Source organism: Vibrio sp. Vb1026 (genome assembly GCF_033338745.1).
Classification (GTDB): Bacteria; Pseudomonadota; Gammaproteobacteria; order Enterobacterales; family Vibrionaceae; genus Vibrio; species Vibrio alginolyticus.
This window is the reverse complement of record NZ_JAWOTH010000145.1, coordinates 1-1,184: the sequence shown is the minus strand read 5'-3', so window position 1 is coordinate 1,184 and position 1,184 is coordinate 1. Positions and strand designations below refer to the sequence as shown.

The 1,184-nt window shown below is 43.8% G+C and carries 1 protein-coding gene; it reads right to left on the bottom strand.

Features of this window, described 5'->3' with window-relative positions; all coding sequences use genetic code 11:
- Positions 1–286: 286 nt before the first annotated feature.
- The coding region (locus R7E47_RS24840; protein ID WP_318085426.1) for a dicarboxylate/amino acid:cation symporter at positions 287–1,184 on the bottom strand (898 nt) is incomplete at its 5' end.

Sequence of the window (1,184 nt, the reverse complement as noted above, 5' to 3'; positions counted from 1 at the left end):
AATCGGGTTTCAACCCTTGCTCACAAACAAAAATAATCAATGTTTGCTTCTCTATGCCACATAGATAAGGGCGTCAAAACGCTTTTCAAGGGCAGAATTGAAAAAAAGCGTATTTTTTATGAATTAATTGATTTCTTTCCAGCTTGTTGGGAATGCATCACATTCCAGAGACAACTTCCAAAGTAAACATGATGAAAAGCGGTTATTTTTCTGTGACATAAAAAAACAAGAAAGCGAGCTCATTCCGCTCGCTTTCTATATATAGATTCAACTCTATTGTTCAAGACTAGGCATTAGCTTGTGCAGGCTGCGCCTCTACTTCTTCTTGATTGCCAATCTCACCTTCTGTTTTGGCGACAATAGTGTTCACTGCGGTATCCCCTACCACGTTCGAAGAGGTACAGAACATATCGTTGATACGGTCAACCGCTGCAATGATAGCTAAACCTTCTGGTGGAAGACCCAATTGGTGAAGAAGCACACCAACCATCACCACACCACCACCTGGTACGCCACCAGCACCAATAGAAAGAAGAAGAATCGTCAGACCGAGTGTAAACACATCAGCGGTGTTAATTGGCTGGCCAAACGCGTTAGCAACGAAGATTGTAGCAAGCGCGATGTAAATAGATACACCTGACATGTTCATCGTCGCGCCTAGCGGTACACCAAAACCCGCAACTGATTTAGAAACTTGCAGTTTCTCTGTCAGAGTACGCATGGTTACAGGGATGGTTGCATTTGAACTTGCCGTAGATAGGGAAAATAGGATTTGTTCACGAGTTGCACGGAGAAACGCCTTTGGAGAAGTTCCAGTCGTAATGCCAACTGCCATTGGATAGAAGATGAAAATCCAGAACACAAGCATAGCCACGACAAGCGCAACGTAACCTGCAACAGACATCAGTGTATTCGCATTTAAGGTTGCACCTAGTTGAATCATCAGAGCAAACACACCGTAAGGTGCTAGACTCATGACCAAACCAACCAGCTTCATCATGATCTCATTGGCCATCTTAAACGTGCGGATAGCAGGGCCTCCACGAGAGTCCAGAGCTTGAATGGCTAGACCTGTCAAAATAGCCATAAAGATAATTTGTAGCATGTCGCCGTTAGCAAAAGCTTGTACTGGATTGCTTGGTACAATGTTTACCACGAGCGAGAAAATATCTGGTGTTTCAGTT